Genomic DNA, 15644 nt, shown 5'->3' with positions numbered 1-15644 from the left:
TAAATTTGAAATTGATTTATGTTGTTTGATCCTGCGTATTACTTGACAATTTGCTGTCTTTTAATTTTATCAGATCTCAAATCATATCATTAGCTGCTTTAATAATTTCTCCAATCCTAAAAATTGCTAAAGATCTACATGACCAGATCAGTCAAACGCTTGCTTTGTCTAAAATTTAACCAGGAGAATTGCATAACAAACGTTGGTACAAGACATTACTCAACCATTGATAATCTGCAGGATCAAATTCAGAAAGCAATAAATGATACACGGAATTTTATATTCGAATTTGAATTAAGCCCTCCAAAGTATCGATCGGGGGATGTTAACCAAGGTTCACATGTGGTTAATTATGATTAAATTAACCACAAAAATTACTTCTCCATAAACTTTTTCTATTTTTGTGAATTCACTTATGTTGATTGAGATGTACAATAGTTCAAGTATAAACATTGTATGGTGTCGTGAATTCATCATATTAATTGTATTTTATGAAAAACTGCGTAGTATTAGGAAGCTTGCTTCGTTTGCATTCAATTGCATTTTAATAGTAACTATTTTCTTAAAAGTGGATTGCTTGGATGAGAAGCTAACATTACACAATACCCGACGAAATGTTGTTATCAGATCGCATTTGGTGTCACTACTTGTTGGCACCATATTGATGCACTCATTAATTACATCGACAATCATCATGGGAGGATATCGAGAACTTGTCATATATTTTTACCCATTAAGCTGTTTGCTTTCATGATTTGATTTCATAAAACACCTGTGATTTTTTTAATAACGCACCTAATTTCTTCTTACCCCTCTCGTAATGAATACGGGCTGAACCGATTGAAACACTCATAATTGTCGCTGCTTCTTTAATTGTCAAATCGTGATAAAACACCATCTGTAAAACCTCTTGTTGCCTTAGGGGTAATTGGTTGAGTAGGTTGTGCAAATACAATTTTAATTGATATCTATCAATCTTCTCTTCTATCTCCTGTTCAACATGCCTACCAATTTTCTTTTGCTGAAATTGAATATTTAGTAAATTTCGTACTTTCCTTTTGCGATGATGGTTTACAGCTGTTTTTTTTATAACCGCAAACAACCAAGTTTTGAAGGTTGAAAATTCTTTAAATTTTGCCTTTCCGACTAGAATATTTAAGTAAACTGTTTGCAAAACATCTTGAGCTTCATTGGAGTTTTGGTAACAGCAAGTTAATGCCCAACCATAACTTTGTTGATGAAGCTGTTCCAATTCTTTCCTTAATTTTGAATCATTCATTCATAGCCCAATGACTCTACAAACCTTTATTTGTCAAATTAGTAGTTTAAAACAATTTTTTGTAAGACTGAAACAACAGGATATAAATCAAACACCCCCCTTTGACAATTTTCTGCATGATTCTTTACAGAATGGAACAACCAGGAATGCTTCTTTTTCCAATAGACGATTTGCATTAGCAGCCATTCTTATTTTATCCATTCTGGGTTCGTTGTTTATTGTGAACAACGAAAAATCATCAGAAGAGAAAGCACTTTCACGATGGCGTTCTCCAACCAAGGCATTACTTCGCTCTCCGACAGAACTACAGCCACGAACTTTGGAACGTCCAGAAGTATTTATATCCAATTGGTCATCGCCAACTGCATCCCTGGCTAATATAAATAAAGTTGAAGAGATCATCAACTTGCCCAGTTATAAAAAATCAAGAAAAAATAATAATCATTTTAATCTTTAATTTAAGAATTCAGGAGGTAGTCATGTGGAAACTTATTTTGTTTGGTTTTGTGATGCTGATGAACAAGTTCGGCATTCGGGCAAGAATTTGAACGAGACCCGGTTGAGGAACACCTGTTTGCACCGGAACTAGTGATGAAATATCAACAAGCAATCAAACTGACCGAAGAACAGCGTACAGCAATCAAAAAAGAAATTCAATTGGCGCAATCAAAATTTACGGATTATGAATGGGATCTTCAGAATGAAATGGAAATTTTCGTGAATTTATTGGGAAAAAATAAAATAGAAGAAAAGGAAGCATTAGAAAAGCTGGAAAAAATATTAGGATTAGAGCGGAATATCAAACAAACTCATTTGGTTTTGGCTATACGTATAAAAAACTTACTGACCATTAAACAGCAGAATAGTCTTTTATTATATAGAAATAATAAACTAATTTCTAAATGACAGATTAACAGAGGGGGCAAAATCACACGGGCACAAAGTGATATAAAATATGAATCGTCAGACGCGAGACGGGGGAAGATCGACGTTAATCTCTTGAATATTTTGATACAGGTTGCACTGCAAAATTCCAATAATTTTAATAATTGAACAAAAAAAATTCTTCCTTGACCTTACAAGAACAAATTTGTATGTTTGAGTTATGCAGTGTTAGATAATCCATAAACAATCATATTAATAAAAGGAGTTTACTATGAGAGATGGATTTTATGGTTTTAGTCGTTTTAATGGATTTTTGATTCTTGTGTTATTTTGCGTCACTCTTCCTGTAATTGCACAAGAAACCGCACCCGCACCCCCCCCTCCGTCAGTTGATCTTCGAATGTATGATATCATCAAAGCCTCTTCATCGGAGAGATTGGAAAAGGATATCACAAAACTAGCAAATTTTGGAACGAGAAATACCTTTTCGGACACTGTTTCGCAAACCCGCGGTATTGGCGCTGCAAGACGGTGGATCAAGTCAGAATTTGACAAGATTTCCGCAGCTTGTGGTGGGTGTCTGGAAGTTAATTTCCAAAGAAGCCTGGTTGAAAAAAGCCGAAGGATTCCCCAGGATACCTGGGTAGTTAATGTTATTGCCATACAGCGAGGGACCATCCATCCCAATCGCTATGTGATCATGTCCGGTGATATCGATTCCCGGGCATCTCGAGGCTCGGACGGAGAAACGGATGCGCCCGGAGCCAACGACAATGCTTCGGGTATGGCCGGAACCATTGAAGCAGCCAGGTTGTTGACCCAATATAAATTTGGCAGCAGTATTGTTTATTCCGGACTTTCCGGTGAAGAACAAGGTCTTTGGGGCGGGAAGCATATGGCTAAAGTTGCCAAAGAAGAAGGATGGAATATCGTCGGCATTCTGAACAACGATATGATCGGCAATATCGAAGGCGTAGATGGCGTCATCGAAAACAATACTTTCCGGGTTTTTTCCGAGCCAACTCCTGTGACGGAAACCGAAGACCAGAGACGCCGGCGTCGTACATCTGGCGGAGAAATCGACGGAGTGTCCCGTCAGTTAGCACGTTACGTTCACAAAATGACGGATATGTACATTCCAAATTTGGATGCGATCATGATCTATCGTTTGGATCGGTTTGGCCGCGGCGGACATCACAGGCCGTTCAATGATGAAGGTTTTGCCGGAGTCCGTATTATGGAGACCCACGAAAACTATACTCGCCAACATCAAGATATTCGTACGGAGAATGGTATTCATTATGGAGATGTCATCGAGGGTGTGAATTTTGAATATGCAGCGAAACTGACAGCTGTCAATGCAATTACATTGGCCGGATTGGCTTGGGCTCCACCACAGCCAAAAAATGTCAAAATCGGCGGCGCTGTAAGGCCTTCGACGACTTTATCCTGGCAGCCAGTAGACGATCCAAACCTGGCAGGATATAAGGTTTATTGGAGATGGACGACCTCACCCCAATGGGAGCATTCCCGTTATGTCGGGACAGATACTTTGCACACATTAGAAGGAATCGTCATTGACAATTATATATTCGGCGTCGCCTCGGTAGGGGTGGATGGAAATGAAAGCGTCGTCGTTTTTCCATCGGGTCGAATACCAAGACGGAGACGATAGTAGTATTGATTATGGTTATTTGGAAAGCTTTGTAACAATCAATTTACAATAAGTGAATTCTGTCTGCATTTACGTAATAACCTAAAACCGGCTTTTTAATTATTTCAAAAATATGATTTATGATAAGTAGTTATAAAAATGATCAAAAGTATAAGAATATTAAAATTCTTTATCATTACATACATTTGTCCTTATCATACACAACGATTTTTAAGAAATTCAACGAGAAAAAACTCCGGGAGGGTAGAATGTTTTTAATTCGATCTTTAGCTGGTTTAATCTTATTCATTTTTGTAGCAATCTTCACTATTGCTGCAACTAATAATAACAACAAGGTTAAGATGATCAATTCTATCGATCAAAAGGCAGATCACCATTGGCAAATTGCCTATCAAATCTGGCAATGGGCTGAACCCGGTTACCAGGAGAAAAAATCATCAGCACTCTTAGCTGAGAATTTGGAGAAAGCCGGCTTCACGATCGAAAGAGGGATTGCAGAAATTCCTACTGCTTTTATGGCTACTTATGGATCAGGAAAACCGATCATTGGAATTCTTGGTGAATTTGATGCGCTTCCCGGTTTGGCGCAAGAAGCTCTTCCAGAAAAAAGGATCAGAGGTGGGACTAATGGCAATGGTCATGGCTGTGGTCATCACATGTTTGGCGTGGCATCTTCAGCGGCAGCTATAACAATCGCAGAGCAAATAAAATCTGGCACTTTAAAAGGAACAATTCGGTTTTATGGAACCCCAGCCGAGGAAGGCGGTTCTGCAAAAACATTCATTACCAGAGCCGGATTTTTTAATGATTGTGATGCTGTCCTTCACTGGCATCCAGGCGATTCAAATGCGGCTGGTGATCCAACCTGCCTAGCTCGCATTGCAGTTAAATTTCAATTCCGTGGAACCAGTGCCCACGCAGCAGGCGCTCCGGAACAAGGCCGTTCGGCGTTAGATGCAGTTGAACTTACCAATCATGCTGCACAATTATTGCGTGAGCATACGCCAGATTTTACTCGCATCCACCATGTTATTACAGCTGGTGGTGGTGCGCCAAATGTAGTGCCGAATTTTGCTGAGGTCTTTTATTATGTTAGACATCCGGAACCAGGAATAGTTAAGACATTATACCAAAGGTTGTTGAAATGCGCCCAGGCAGGAGCGTTGGCAACAGAAACCAATCTGAAAGTAAAGTATTTAGGAGGAACCCATAACATTTTACCAAATGATGTCCTGGCTAAAGTCACTTTACGCAATCTTCGTGAATTGACAAATTTGAATTACAACGAGGAAGAAATGATATTCGCAAAAAAGCTCCAGGAGAGCCTTCCCAAGGTAAAACCACTTAACATTATTTCTGAGGTATATGATAACAGTGGTAAAATCACTAAAGGATCAACAGATGTGGGTGATGTTTCCTGGGTTGTCCCGACCAGCGGATTACGAACAGCAACCTGGGTGCCCGGGACACCAGCGCACTCATGGCAGGCAGTTGCGTGCGGTGGAATGAGTATAGGTAAAAAGGGAATGTTACTGGCTGCCAAAGCGTTAGCGGCTACTGCATGGGATTTATTCAACGAGCCAAATACCTTGAAGGACGCAAAGAAAGAATTGCAAGAACGCCGAAAAGGCCAGGAATATAATGCACTTCTTGAACCAGGCCAAAAGCCTCCATTGGATTACCGAAATCCACCGAAACAATGACAAATGTAAGCTTTTCGGTTTGACTAAACCATAAACTTAAAAGAGGTCAATTCTTATGATAAAGCGAAGTTTTAATATCCTGATTTTGTTCATTATAGTTTTCTATCCACTTCTTAATCTTTTCGCCAGGCAATCTTCTGCTTCAAAACAAACTTTTGAAGTTTCGTTCCCAGAATCAGTCAGTTCGGAGCCGTTAACCGGTAGGATGTTTCTGGCTTTCGCTCACAACGATCAAATCGAACCTCGACTGCAGGTGAGAAGGTACGGTGTACAATTCTTTGGCATCGATTTTGTCAATCTAAAACCCGGTGAAGCAATTTTATTTGATGCGGAAATTTTGGGCTATCCAGCTGCCAGTTTAACTGAATTACCAGAAGAAGAATTTTTCGTGCAAGCTGTTCTTAACAAATATACTGAATTCAAACGATCGGATGGACACACAATTTGGATGCACAATGATCAATGGGAAGGACAGAATTGGCGCCGTTCACCTGGTAATGTCTATAGCAATGTGCAGAAGTTAAGACTCAACCATTCTAAGAAGAAAACGATTCAATTTATTGTTGATAAAATAATTCCGCCCATTAAAGTAGCCGCCGATACAGATTGGATCAAGCGAGTCAAAATAAAAAGTGAGCAATTAACTGAGTTTTGGGGACAGCCCATTTATATCGGCGCCACAGTTTTATTGCCCAGGGGATACAAGGAACATCCCAATGTTAACTATCCGACGATATATCATCAGGGCCATTTCTCTTTGCGACCACCCCTTCGGTTTAACAGAGACAGCACATTTACAGCCGATTGGAAATCTGAGAATTTTCCACGCTTTATTGCAGTGACTATACAACATCCAACCCCTTATTTTGATGATTCTTATGCAGTCAATTCGGTAAACAATGGCCCCTATGGCGATGCCATACATCAGAAGCTCATCCCGTTGCTCGAGGAGAAGTTCAGGATGATTTCGGAAAGCTATGGACGGGTTTTGACCGGTGGATCAACAGGAGGGTGGGAGGCTTTTGCATTGCAAGTATTTTATTCTGATTTTTACGGGGGTTCCTGGGCCTTTGCACCTGACCCACTGGACTTCAGAAACGTGGAAGGAATCAATATTTACAAAGATAAAAATGCCTTTTATAAAGAACATGATTGGTATAAAGTACCCATAGCAAATACCCGGGATCACCGAAACGGCGAAGTAAGATTAACCTCCAAACAACGCAATACCATGGAATTGGTCAATGGCACTATAGGAAGATCCGGCCAACAATTGGATATATGGAGTGCTGTTTTTGGTCCGGTTGGTAAGAATGGCTATTTTAAGCCTTTGTTCAACAAAAGTACGGGAGAGATTGATTCTTCTGTTGCAGAGTATTGGAAAGAAAACTATGATCTACGCTATTATCTAGAAAAGAATTGGCAGCAAATTGGCCACAATTTAGTTGGAAAATTAAATGTGATTTGCGGTCATATGGACAATTACTATTTGAACATTGGCGTCTATCATATGGAGGATTTTTTGGAAAGCACCCGGAATCCATATTATGCAGGATCGTTTACCTACGGTGCGCGTGGTGGACATGGCTGGCGGCCGTATTCGACTACAACTTTGTTGAGGCTTATGGCTGATCATATTACAAAAAATGCGCCACCCGGAACAAAAACACAGAGTTGGAAATATTAATAAATCGTATAATAACCAAACCACCAATTTCAAAAAAACAATTCCAATGATCAATAATGAATATGAGCAATGACTTAAATTCTCTTTTAGGCATATTTAGTTCTGAAGTACAAGAGTTAGCCAGGAAAACAAGAGAATTCCTGCTGAATAGGCTTCCAAATTCAATTGAGCCAATTGATGTCGGTTCAAAGCTAATCGGTTATGGCTACGGAACCAAAATGGCTGATACAATTTGTGTGCTTATGCTTTATAAGTCGCATGTGAATCTGGGCTTTTTTGATGGCGTTTTTCTTCCCGATCCGCATAAGTTATTAGAAGGTACGGGAAAGCGCCATCGTCATGTAAAAATAACAAAGGAGAATGATCTAAAAAATCCTGGGTTGTTAGAATTATTAGAAGTAGCTATCATGGCGCACCGCTCGAAAAGCCATTAAAATCGTATACGGAATACCCATCCGGGTGAGTGACTAAAATTCCTTCAAGGATCTTATATCAATATCCGGACAAATAGAGAAACTTATATGACATTCAATATATTCAGAGAATCACTTACAGACAGCGATCCACCTAAAGGGTTGACTTTATTGATTCAGGCATTATGGCAAGACGCAAAAGGAAATTGGGAACAAGCTCACAATCTAGCTCAACAAGAATCAAGCAGAGATGGATCCTGGGTGCATGCTTATTTGCACCGCAAAGAAGAGGACATTGGGAACGCATCGTACTGGTATTCACGAGCTGGTAAGCCAGTGTCAAAATTATCCCTCGATGAAGAGTGGGAAGAGATTGTAAAAGCATTATTAGAATAATTTAATTTGCAATTATCAAAGTAAGTATATTATTTGCAAAAACAAAACTCTTCCGCTAAATTTATTGTGCAAGTTTGCAACATGCGCCAGTGGCTCAATTGGATAGATTGTCGAACCTACACATTTAATTCTTCATTAAGCTCAATTTACGTGTATAGAGGGAAAGTTTTTAGAATCTTATTTAAGAAATAACAAGTCTTTAGGGGAGGTGGAAAACGTAAAGTATACCAAGCTATTGATCGTTGGTATTATTTTGCAACGTAAATTTACAATTTGGTTTGGTTTTCTTGATTTGTTTTTATAGTGCACTCTTTCTCAATTTCTGCTTTCCCCATAACCCATTTCCCACTCCAGGTTACCTTAACAATGAGTGGTTCAGAATTAACAGTATTAGATGTAGCTATAAATATTAACTTAGTAGGATTGTTCGGTAATATTTTTTGATTAAGATTATTAGGAACAACTGCCACTGGTAACATGGTGAAACTATGTTCATTTTCCATTATATGACCAAATGTTGCATCAGCTTCGCGTCCAACTGTTTTCCCCCCAGAATAGGGTGGATAACGCCAAGCCAAAGGTATCTGACCACTAAAAAGTTTTTCATGCCAATTATCATCCGGACCTTTTTCGTATATGTTTGTCAATAAAATTTCAACGTTATCTGCGGGAGACATTTTTTTATCATTCGATACTTGTAATATATAATACAACCATTTATTCCATCACGTGTATTATTAAGGCTGGCTTCTAAAAACGAAAGTTTGAGATTTGGTTTGGACCAGAATTGGCGTAACTTTTCACCCCATATTGTAACAATTAATACTGATAATGCTATAGAAACTCCTGTAGATCCAAGTACAAGAGACCATATTTCGTAATTTTTCATAAATCTATAATCTCCCTTTTACTAAGGTTGAATCAATGAATTGTTTTGAGTATAATACTTTTAAAAGATAAATTCAAGCGCCAGTAGCTCAACTTGGATAGAGTGACGGCCTCCGAAGCCGTAGGTTGTGGGTTCGAGTCCCGCCTGGCGTACGAAATATAGGAAGTGGTTTACGTAGTAAGATGGGACTCATTGATAGAGCAATAGCCTCCGGAGCTATAGGTTGTGGGTTCGAGTCCCGCCTGGCGTACTACTAGAAGTGATTTATTTGCCGGAATCATTTGGTATACTGATCATAATTGTTGCGATCATAGTCTGATACTTGAGATTTTCACAGATAATAGATTTAAGTCGCCTGTATTTGCTAGGGGAAAGATTTGATTCGTTATTTTTTCACAAAAACTTCTTCATATGCCGAGTAAGCATCAACAACCATTATTTGAAAGTTTTTTAGAAATTGCTTGATTTTTAGTATTCAATTTCTTTAAATTTTAGTTATATTAAATAATCTACACTAATAAAACCCGTCTCTAAATAATTTTAGCAGAAAACTAAATTTCGAGCGATTTCTTGACAAATATTTCATGGAGGAAGTATGAAAGAAAAAGTATTAAATATTCGTATTGATGGTGAGACTTATAATAGCATTAAAATAATGGCGGAACTCGAAGGCCAATCAATCTCAAGTTTTTGTAGAGAGTGGTTGACGATTGCAACCAATCCCGAGAAGGTATTCAATGATCTCTTTTCTTTGACGCTTGGGATCGTAAAGCAAGATGAGTATTCATTCGAAAATTATGAAAAAAAAATAAACAGAAGAATATCCAAACTCAAAGAAGCGGTTAATGCAATCGAGAGAAATGGCGAAATCATATCCATTCTTGAAGAACATGTTCGAACTGTTAAGAACAGATCGCGTGGCTTCTTTAAACATCAAAATCAAGATTTAGAAAAATCATTAGAGTCGGTTGCGGGATAAATTAATATATAATTATCAATTTATTCATTTCAGTATCGCAACATTGTGAATATCCATACTCTCGAAGTTAGAGTAGGGGAGTTTACTTTAAAATTTGACTTAAATAGAAATAAATCTTATTATCAAGGATTTATTCAATACCGACAAACCGAAAAGAACTCTATTTCTTTATAATTAGAAAAGTTATAATTACCTCCCAATGAAATTATCTAAAGCTTTTATTCCCACATTAAAAGAAAACCCTTCAGATGCGGTTGTTAAAAGTCATCAGTTTATGCTTCGGTCCGGTATGATTCGCTTACTTGCTGCCGGTATCTATTCTCACTTGCCATTTGGGTGGAGAATACTAAAAAAAATCCAAATTATCATAAGAGAAGAAATGGATGCTATTGGTGGTCAGGAATTTCATCTGCCTGCAATAAATCCAATAGAAACCTGGAATGAGACAGGTAGAGCGGATGATTTTGGTGCAGAAATGTTCAAATTTAAAGATAGAAAATCAAGAGACATGTGCCTTGCGCCAACACATGAAGAAGTCATTTGTTCGATTGCAAGAGGCGAAATACGTTCTTATAAAAACCTGCCGCAAATTTGGTATCAAATTCAAAATAAATTTAGAGATGAGCCACGACCGAGGTCAGGTGTTCTACGCACCAGGCAATTTCTAATGAAAGATTCATATTCTTTAGATGCTGATAAAGATGGGTTGGATATTAGCTACAATAAACATTCCCAGGCATACAAAAGCATTTTTGCGAGATGTGGACTAGATTTTTTCATTGTTAGTGCTTCGAGTGGATTAATGGGTGGTTCCGGTTCCCAGGAGTTTATGGTGGAATCAGAAGCGGGGGAGGATACTGTTGCGCTTTGTGACAACTGTGGTTATGCATCTAATGCTGAGATTGCAGAATTTAAAATTACACCTTTCACAAACGGTAATTACACAAAATTGGAAGAAATTTATACTCCTACTCAGAAAACCATTGATGAAGTATCAGAATTTTTAACTTTACCTAAACAGTCATTTATTAAATCTTTGGTTTATCTTATTGATTCTAAGCCCGTAATGATATTGATTCGTGGCGATTATGATCTTAATGAAAGCAAAATGTTATCGACGTTTGGTAATAAATACAGACCTGCAGAAAATGATGAAATCTTGAATATTTGTGGAGCAAATGCAGGTTTTATAGGTCCTATCGGAATAAAGGATATTGAAATTTACGTCGATAAATCATTATTGGAGCAGAAAGGATTTGTTTCCGGTGCCAACAAAGATCAATATCACATTGCCGGGATTGATCCTCAAGTTGATATTAAGATTAAGCAAATTGTAGATGTGGCTCTGGTTAATGATGGAGACATTTGTGCGAATTGTGGAAAAGTGCTGCGAATTGTAAGGGCTATAGAGTTGGGTCATATATTCAAATTAGGTACAAAATATTCAGAGAGCATGAACGCCACTTTTTTGGACAGAAATGGAAAAGAAAATCCAATTATAATGGGAAGCTATGGGATTGGAATAGAAAGAATCGTTGCGGCATTTATAGAACAAAATCTTGACGAAAATGGAATTTGTTGGGATTCTGAAATTTCCCCATATCAAGTTCATATAATTCCCATAAACTACAAAAATGAAAAAATAGGGGAGGCCTCCAATACGTTATATGAAGATCTACTTGAGATAAATATTGATTGTTTGCTTGATGATAGAGATTTTAGTCCCGGATTCAAATTTAGGGATGCGGATTTGTTAGGAATACCTATCCATATAATCATTGGAGAAAAAAATTTGCAGAATAACATGGTTGAGTTTAAATTTAGGAAAAACAATAAAAAAGAGATTTTTCCTTTTGGTAGTATTATCCCAGAAATCAAAAAAGCTTTAAGTTGTCAAAATTGAGCATACTATTAGAAATGAAACAAACAGTTAAAACGATTCACCAAAAAGCTATTTCTTGTTACAAAGATAAGCGCTTTGACGATGCAATTGCTCTTTGGGAAAAGGCTCTTGAAGTAAATCCGCAAGAAAATGAGGTCCTGTATAGTCTTGGACTTATTTATTTTGAAATAAAAAAATATGAAGAATCAATAAGCTTTTTAAAGCAGCTTCTTGATCTATCCCCTGGCCATTTTAAGGCTATGCTAATAGTTGGTACGGCATATATTAAACTAAGAAAATTTGATCTTGCTGAGGAATATATACAGAAAAGCATAGAGATAAATCCTAAACATAAATTGTCAATTCTTAACCTTGGCGCCATTTATAGTGTTCAAAAGAAATTCGATAATGCGATTGAGATGTTCCAAAAGGTGGTTGATTTATTTCCAACTGAGGTAAGAGCATATCTCGGACTCGGTAAAATTTATGCCATATTAGGTCAGATTGATGAAGCAAATAAAAACTTTAAGAAGGTAATTGAGTTCGATGCCAATGGACCAATGGGAAGTTATGCAAAAAAAGCGATTGTTTTAGAGGCTGGTGAACAAAAAAGTGAACAAGATCTTGAACAACTATATGCAGAGGGTTATAAATTTTATTTAGGAAAATATTATCATTCTGCGATCGACCGATTCCAAAACTATTTACAATTTCGTAAAAAAGATGACCTAGTATATTTTATGCTTGCTGAGAGTCAACTTAGATGTGGGATGCTTAATGAATCTTTTCTTTCATTTAAAAAGGCCATTATTAATAAACCTAGAAATGCACTGTATTACAAAGAATTAGCCATATTACTTGACAAACTTGGAAATCCATCTGATGTGCTGGCTATTTTAAATAAAGCAATGGAACTGGGTAAGGATGATACTGTTGTGTATTATTTGCAGGGAAAAAATTATAATCGCCAAGAAAGGTATAATGAGGCGATTGAAGCATTAAAAAAATCTATCAAAAAAGATCGAAATAATGTTGCTGCAAGGTATGAGCTTGCAATTGCCTACGACAAAATCAAAGATAAAGAGCATTCGAAAATGGAGTTTCAAAATATCATCGATCATCCGCTTGACACACCATTAAAAAATATTGTATTAGGTAAAATTAAAAAATAACATTAAGTTAGGGTCCAATATATTTTTCACTAAAAACGTATATAAGATATATTATGTATAGTTCAATAAGGCTAAAATGATTCTAACTGTAATTTTCTGAATTGCACCCCCCCTTTTGAATCATCCGGTTTTCTAATTAATTAGTAACAAAATTAACCAACTTTTGGGGAATAACAATACTCTTGATAATCCTCTTATCAGTAGTATATTTCTTAACTTTTTCTACCTGTAGAGCTTCCTCAATAATTTTTGATTCCTCAAGACCTGTTTCAACAGTTAATTGTCCCCGAAGTTTTCCATTGACTTGCACAACCATATTTACAGTTTTAACTTTTAGTTTATTTTCATCGTATTCTGGCCATGTTTGATTAAATATACTTGGATTTCGTCCAGTTTTACTCCAAAGCTCTTCAGATAAATGTGGCGCAAAAGGCGCCAATAAAGTGATTAAGGTTTCAATGGCAGTTGCCAATCCTGATTTATTCTGATTCGAATGATCCACGCTATTTCTGTATTTATTGATAGAATTAAAGAATTCCATTAATCGGCTTATCGCTGTATTAAATTGAAATCGGTCAAGGTCTTGGGTCACTGTTTTGATTGTGTAATGACGCTTTTTTTCCACTTCTTCAAAAACCAAGGTCTCATCACCATTAGGAGGATTTTCAGAGAAGTCATCGATTAAGCGATCAATTCGATTTAAAAATCGAAAAACGCCGGAAATTCCTTCATCGTTCCAGTCTCCCCCATCTTCGTATGATCCCATAAACATCATAAACATTCTAAATGTATCAGAACCAAATTTATTGATAAAATTATCCGGATTTACAACATTGTGTTTCGATTTTGACATTTTCGCACCCCTGTTGGTTATAATACCTTGATGTATCAACCGCTTGAATGGCTCATCAAAATTTATGTATTTTAAATCATATAATACTTTAGTAATGAATCGTGCATACAATAAATGCAATACAGCATGCTCTGCCCCCCCAACATATTGGTCAACAGGAAGCCATTTATTTGCCAATTCTATTTGCCATGGTTCAGAATCTAATTTAGGGTTGATATAACGCAAAAAATACCAGGAAGAATCAACAAAAGTATCCATCGTATCAACTTCCCTGGTAGCTGGGCCGGCACATTTTGGACAGGCAGTATTTATGAATTCTTCATTAGAGGCTAAGGGTGATTTCCCCTTTCCAGTAAAGTCGACAAATTCCGGTAGTTTAACTGGAAGGTCTTCTTCGTTGACCGGTACTTCTCCACAATTTTCACAAAACACTATGGGGATAGGTGCGCCCCAATACCTTTGCCGTGAAATCAACCAATCCCTTAGTTTGAGTATAATATGAGATTTACCGGCATTTTTTTCTTTTAACCAATTGGTTACATTATTCATTCCAGTTTTAGAATCTTGACCGTTGAATTGATCCGAGTTAATCATCATGCCATATTCAGTAAGTGCTTGTTCGAGTTTTTTGTGAGTTTTACCAATTACAGAAATAACCTGGCGAATTTCTAGATTAAACTTTTGTGCAAATTCAAAATCTCTTTCATCATGCGCCGGAACTGCCATAACAGCGCCGGCGCCATATCCAATCAAAACGTAGTCTGCTATCCATATTGGGACTTTTTCTTGATTTATCGGGTTTACTGCATATGCACCTGTAAACACACCGGTTTTTTCTCTTTCTGTGGATGTTCTTTCAATTTCAGTAACTTTTTTTGCATGCTTTTTATAATTTATCACCCCTACCCTATTCTCCTCGGAAGTGATTTTATCTACCAGAGGATGCTCAGGTGCTAATACCATGTAAGTTGCGCCAAAAAGTGTATCTGCACGAGTTGTAAACACTTCCAAGGTTTCACTATGCTGCGGAATATCAAATTTTATTAAAGTTCCTTCGCTGCGTCCGATCCAATTCCTTTGCATTGTTACTGTCTTTGCCGGCCATTGTATTTTATTGAAGTCTTCCAACAATCTATCTGCATAAGCGGTAATTTTAAAAAACCATTGTACAAGATCTTTTTTTGTGACTTCATGATCACAGCGCTCGCAATTCCCATTAATTACTTGTTCATTGGCTAAAACTGTGTCGCAATCCGGGCACCAATTTACAGGAGCTTTTTTGCGATAAGCCAATCCATTCTTGTATAGCTGTAAAAAAAGCCATTGCGTCCATTTATAGTACTGGGGAGAGCTCGTATTAATTTCCTTACTCCAATCATACATCGCACCAATTGCTTTTAATTGCTCTCGTATCTTATTGATATTCTTAGCTGTACTAATAGCAGGGTGCACGCCTTGCTTTATTGCATAATTTTCAGCAGGCAAACCGAAAGCATCATATCCTATGGGTTCCATCACAGTGAAGCCTTGCATTTTCTTGAACCTCGCCCATGTATCAGTTGGCCCATAATTATACCAATGACCAATATGCAGCTTATCACCTGATGGATAGATAAACATCACAAGGACATAAAGTTTATTGTCAGCGTTTACTAGATCAACCTCATATTGTTTAGAATTTTTCCAATAATCCTGCCATTTTTTTTCAATATCCGCAAACGGATTTTTTTTCATTGTTCTGAAGCAGCTCCTTAAAAGAGATTTGTAAAAACAGTAATACCTATGAAGAAGAATATAACTTCATATAAAAAATGCTGAGATTTTTAATTTC

Annotated in this window: 13 protein-coding genes and 2 tRNA genes; 11 read left to right on the top strand and 4 right to left on the bottom strand. The window is 37.2% G+C overall.

Going from position 1 to position 15644, the window contains the following annotated elements:
• Window positions 1–748: 748 nt before the first annotated feature.
• Window positions 749–1279: an RNA polymerase sigma factor gene (locus tag IIC38_03680; protein MCH8125046.1), complete on the bottom strand. Its 531-nt coding sequence runs from the start codon at window positions 1277–1279 to the stop codon at window positions 749–751.
• A gap of 87 nt (window positions 1280–1366) precedes the next feature.
• Window positions 1367–1681, bottom strand: a complete 315-nt coding sequence (locus tag IIC38_03675; protein MCH8125045.1) for a hypothetical protein — start codon at window positions 1679–1681, stop codon at window positions 1367–1369.
• Between the two features lie 189 nt (window positions 1682–1870).
• Between IIC38_03675 and IIC38_03670 the strand changes: the two genes are divergently transcribed.
• The 6 genes from IIC38_03670 to IIC38_03645 all read left to right on the top strand — a co-directional run bounded on the left by IIC38_03670 (window position 1871) and on the right by IIC38_03645 (window position 8038).
• Complete coding sequence (locus IIC38_03670; GenBank protein ID MCH8125044.1) at window positions 1871–2185, top strand: hypothetical protein; 315 nt, start codon at window positions 1871–1873, stop codon at window positions 2183–2185.
• Window positions 2186–2435: 250 nt separating this feature from the next.
• Window positions 2436–3839 (top strand): M28 family peptidase, encoded by a 1404-nt coding sequence (locus tag IIC38_03665; protein ID MCH8125043.1) that lies wholly within the window; start codon window positions 2436–2438, stop codon window positions 3837–3839.
• A 248-nt stretch (window positions 3840–4087) separates the two neighbouring features.
• A complete protein-coding gene (locus IIC38_03660; GenBank protein ID MCH8125042.1) occupies window positions 4088–5542 on the top strand; it encodes an amidohydrolase in 1455 nt (484 codons plus the stop codon).
• A gap of 55 nt (window positions 5543–5597) precedes the next feature.
• Window positions 5598–7229, top strand: a complete 1632-nt coding sequence (locus IIC38_03655) for a hypothetical protein (GenBank protein MCH8125041.1) — start codon at window positions 5598–5600, stop codon at window positions 7227–7229.
• Between the two features lie 56 nt (window positions 7230–7285).
• Window positions 7286–7663 (top strand): DUF1801 domain-containing protein, encoded by a 378-nt coding sequence (locus tag IIC38_03650; GenBank protein ID MCH8125040.1) that lies wholly within the window; start codon window positions 7286–7288, stop codon window positions 7661–7663.
• 87 nt (window positions 7664–7750) lie between these two features.
• A complete protein-coding gene (locus IIC38_03645) occupies window positions 7751–8038 on the top strand; it encodes a hypothetical protein (GenBank protein MCH8125039.1) in 288 nt (95 codons plus the stop codon).
• Between the two features lie 266 nt (window positions 8039–8304).
• Here the strand turns inward: IIC38_03645 and IIC38_03640 are convergent, their stop codons facing one another.
• Entirely contained in the window at window positions 8305–8715 is a 411-nt protein-coding gene (locus IIC38_03640; protein MCH8125038.1) for a hypothetical protein, read from the bottom strand.
• A gap of 289 nt (window positions 8716–9004) precedes the next feature.
• Here IIC38_03640 and IIC38_03635 point away from each other — a divergent pair.
• The 5 genes from IIC38_03635 (at window position 9005) to IIC38_03615 (ending at window position 12960) form a co-directional block, all read left to right on the top strand.
• A tRNA-Arg gene (locus IIC38_03635) sits at window positions 9005–9079 on the top strand.
• Window positions 9080–9099: 20 nt separating this feature from the next.
• Window positions 9100–9177: transfer RNA gene (locus IIC38_03630), tRNA-Ser, on the top strand.
• Window positions 9178–9522: 345 nt separating this feature from the next.
• Complete coding sequence (locus IIC38_03625; protein ID MCH8125037.1) at window positions 9523–9906, top strand: hypothetical protein; 384 nt, start codon at window positions 9523–9525, stop codon at window positions 9904–9906.
• Between the two features lie 199 nt (window positions 9907–10105).
• A complete protein-coding gene (locus IIC38_03620) occupies window positions 10106–11809 on the top strand; it encodes a proline--tRNA ligase (protein ID MCH8125036.1) in 1704 nt (567 codons plus the stop codon).
• Window positions 11810–11823: 14 nt separating this feature from the next.
• Window positions 11824–12960: a tetratricopeptide repeat protein gene (locus tag IIC38_03615; protein MCH8125035.1), complete on the top strand. Its 1137-nt coding sequence runs from the start codon at window positions 11824–11826 to the stop codon at window positions 12958–12960.
• A gap of 136 nt (window positions 12961–13096) precedes the next feature.
• On the opposite strand, the gene IIC38_03610 is transcribed toward IIC38_03615, so the two are convergent.
• Complete coding sequence (locus IIC38_03610; GenBank protein MCH8125034.1) at window positions 13097–15547, bottom strand: leucine--tRNA ligase; 2451 nt, start codon at window positions 15545–15547, stop codon at window positions 13097–13099.
• Between the last annotated feature and the right edge of the window lie 97 nt (window positions 15548–15644).

This window comes from candidate division KSB1 bacterium, from assembly GCA_022566355.1.
Lineage (GTDB): Bacteria > Zhuqueibacterota > JdFR-76 > JdFR-76 > DREG01 > JADFJB01.
The sequence above is the reverse complement of the archived record's forward strand: the minus strand, read 5'-3'. Positions and strand labels throughout refer to the sequence as shown.

Excerpts from the sequence above, each read along its gene's own strand:
- IIC38_03680 (MCH8125046.1), bottom strand. The coding sequence starts at position 1,279 with ATGAATGATTCAAAATTAAGGAAAGAATTGGAACAGCTTCATCAACAA.
- IIC38_03675 (MCH8125045.1), bottom strand. The coding sequence starts at position 1,681 with ATGATCTCTTCAACTTTATTTATATTAGCCAGGGATGCAGTTGGCGAT.
- IIC38_03670 (MCH8125044.1), top strand. The coding sequence starts at position 1,871 with ATGAAATATCAACAAGCAATCAAACTGACCGAAGAACAGCGTACAGCA.
- IIC38_03665 (MCH8125043.1), top strand. The coding sequence starts at position 2,436 with ATGAGAGATGGATTTTATGGTTTTAGTCGTTTTAATGGATTTTTGATT.
- IIC38_03660 (MCH8125042.1), top strand. The coding sequence starts at position 4,088 with ATGTTTTTAATTCGATCTTTAGCTGGTTTAATCTTATTCATTTTTGTA.
- IIC38_03655 (MCH8125041.1), top strand. The coding sequence starts at position 5,598 with ATGATAAAGCGAAGTTTTAATATCCTGATTTTGTTCATTATAGTTTTC.
- IIC38_03650 (MCH8125040.1), top strand. The coding sequence starts at position 7,286 with ATGAATATGAGCAATGACTTAAATTCTCTTTTAGGCATATTTAGTTCT.
- IIC38_03645 (MCH8125039.1), top strand. The coding sequence starts at position 7,751 with ATGACATTCAATATATTCAGAGAATCACTTACAGACAGCGATCCACCT.
- IIC38_03640 (MCH8125038.1), bottom strand. The coding sequence starts at position 8,715 with ATGTCTCCCGCAGATAACGTTGAAATTTTATTGACAAACATATACGAA.
- IIC38_03625 (MCH8125037.1), top strand. The coding sequence starts at position 9,523 with ATGAAAGAAAAAGTATTAAATATTCGTATTGATGGTGAGACTTATAAT.
- IIC38_03620 (MCH8125036.1), top strand. The coding sequence starts at position 10,106 with ATGAAATTATCTAAAGCTTTTATTCCCACATTAAAAGAAAACCCTTCA.
- IIC38_03615 (MCH8125035.1), top strand. The coding sequence starts at position 11,824 with ATGAAACAAACAGTTAAAACGATTCACCAAAAAGCTATTTCTTGTTAC.
- IIC38_03610 (MCH8125034.1), bottom strand. The coding sequence starts at position 15,547 with ATGAAAAAAAATCCGTTTGCGGATATTGAAAAAAAATGGCAGGATTAT.